The sequence below is a fragment of the Psychrobacter sp. T6-1 genome, from assembly GCF_052258445.1.
In genome coordinates this window covers 1-1,693 of record NZ_JBQQFC010000407.1, presented here as the reverse complement: position 1 = coordinate 1,693, position 1,693 = coordinate 1, and the positions used below count along the sequence as shown (strand labels likewise).

The window sequence follows — 1,693 nt, the reverse complement described above, 5'->3', positions numbered from 1 at the left end:
TGTATAAAATTTATGACAGTAACTTTACTGACTTTTATATTAACTTACAACTGTTAATTAATCTTTATCGTCAAATAATCAATCACATACGCCTGCGATTTTAGAGTATAATATGCGCCGTATACCGTAATAAATACGACAAAATAATTTGAGTATCTGCTCATTTTGTGGTATAAATGTCGGCTTTAAAATTTCTGAATTGATCGCTCTGTCATTTGCCTTTAGATGATGGAGATGTCAGCTCAACCTTCATATAGATTCGTTTGGTGCAAAACGACGATTGCTGTGTCCATGCCGCAAAAACGTCAATATGTCCAGACTGGTATGGGTAGCCCTCATACCTCACAGATTAGGAGTTCCCCATGGCTAGAGTTTGCCAAGTGACCGGAAAGCGCCCTATGGTGGGTAATAATGTTTCGCATGCAAACAACAAGACCCGTCGCCGCTTTTTACCAAACCTTCATAACCATCGTTTTTGGGTAGAATCTGAAAACCGTTTTGTTCGTCTACGTATCTCAACTAAGGGTATGCGTACTATCGACAAACTAGGTATTGATAAAGTATTAGCAGATATGCGCGCACAAGGCCAAAAAGTTTAAGTTTGACTTAAACTTGGGCTAAGTGCTCTGCCACCATTTAAAGGATCGTTGTCATGAGAGATAAAATCAAGTTGGTATCAACTGCTGGTACTGGGTATTACTACACCACTACCAAGAACAAGCGTACTATGCCTGGCAAAATGGAGATCAAAAAGTTTGATCCCAAAGTTCGCCAGCATGTTATTTTTAAAGAAGCAAAAATTAAGTAAGCTTTGTTTCTTTAAAACAAAAAAGGGTTTATCAGTAGATAAACCCTTTTTTTTGCTTAACTTTTACTCAATAGTGTTATTTAGCTATAGTGTTATTTAGCTATAGTGCTTTGGCTCTTTATCGTACACATGCGCATGCCACTGGCTCATCTGCTTTTGCATGATGACTTGAATAGCGGCGTGTATCATATGTTGACCGATTGCTTGAGTATCGCTACCTAGTAATTCTTTAAGCTTTTCTGAGAAGTCTATAGTCATCAGCGGCGCGCCCTCTTTTTCAGTATCGCGCAATAACAGTTTGCCATTATCGCCCTCCACCAACTCCAAGGTCGTCTCTTTAGCAAATCCGTTGAGATGATCGCTACTGTCATGATCCACTTCTATCTCATTATCACTGTCATATGGCATTAATTAGTATCCTTATTATTCCCTGTAAAGTAGCCTCAATGTAACTGCTAACAACGCTAGGGAAAATCTATTATAGTCATACAATGGACGCTTTGACGCGTAATTTCAAGAGGTGTGACACAAGTCTTGTAAACGAGAAAGGTTTTAGCGCCAGTAACGTAATTTGGCTAAAGTAAATAAGAATGCCACAAACATTCCTAGATAATAGGCAAGTTTAAGCTCAAAAGTCGGATCACGAAGTTTAAAAGGAAGAACCAGAGTTGCTGTCGCGGTAGGCAGTATGATGAGCATCAAAAGCCAGCTCTCAAATACACCAAGCCAGCTTTGCAAGCCCTCACCATGACTCAGTGCTGACAGCCCTAATAATAAACAGGCAATGATCAAAGCGATGAACAGACCGTTGGGTAAGTCTTTTGGAAAAATAACATCGGTGATTTTAGTGCGTTGCTTTTGCATGCAAGTGTCCAGTTATGATGA

General features: G+C 39.5%; 4 protein-coding genes. 2 read left to right on the top strand and 2 right to left on the bottom strand.

Annotated elements, in window-relative coordinates:
- The first annotated feature begins 362 nt into the window (after positions 1-362).
- Both rpmB and rpmG read left to right on the top strand, forming a co-directional pair.
- Complete coding sequence (rpmB, locus tag ACTXGO_RS13300) at positions 363-599, top strand: 50S ribosomal protein L28 (protein WP_317199079.1); 237 nt, start codon at positions 363-365, stop codon at positions 597-599.
- A 53-nt stretch (positions 600-652) separates the two neighbouring features.
- Positions 653-808, top strand: coding sequence for a 50S ribosomal protein L33 (rpmG, locus tag ACTXGO_RS13295; RefSeq protein ID WP_010201403.1), 156 nt, complete (start codon positions 653-655; stop codon positions 806-808).
- 96 nt (positions 809-904) lie between these two features.
- Here the strand turns inward: rpmG and ACTXGO_RS13290 are convergent, their stop codons facing one another.
- Both ACTXGO_RS13290 and ACTXGO_RS13285 read right to left on the bottom strand, forming a co-directional pair.
- The gene (locus tag ACTXGO_RS13290; protein ID WP_443574855.1) at positions 905-1,216 is read right to left on the bottom strand and encodes a hypothetical protein; all 312 of its coding nucleotides are present in this window, start codon (positions 1,214-1,216) and stop codon (positions 905-907) included.
- Positions 1,217-1,360: 144 nt separating this feature from the next.
- A complete protein-coding gene (locus ACTXGO_RS13285; RefSeq protein ID WP_443542901.1) occupies positions 1,361-1,672 on the bottom strand; it encodes a hypothetical protein in 312 nt (103 codons plus the stop codon).
- Between the last annotated feature and the right edge of the window lie 21 nt (positions 1,673-1,693).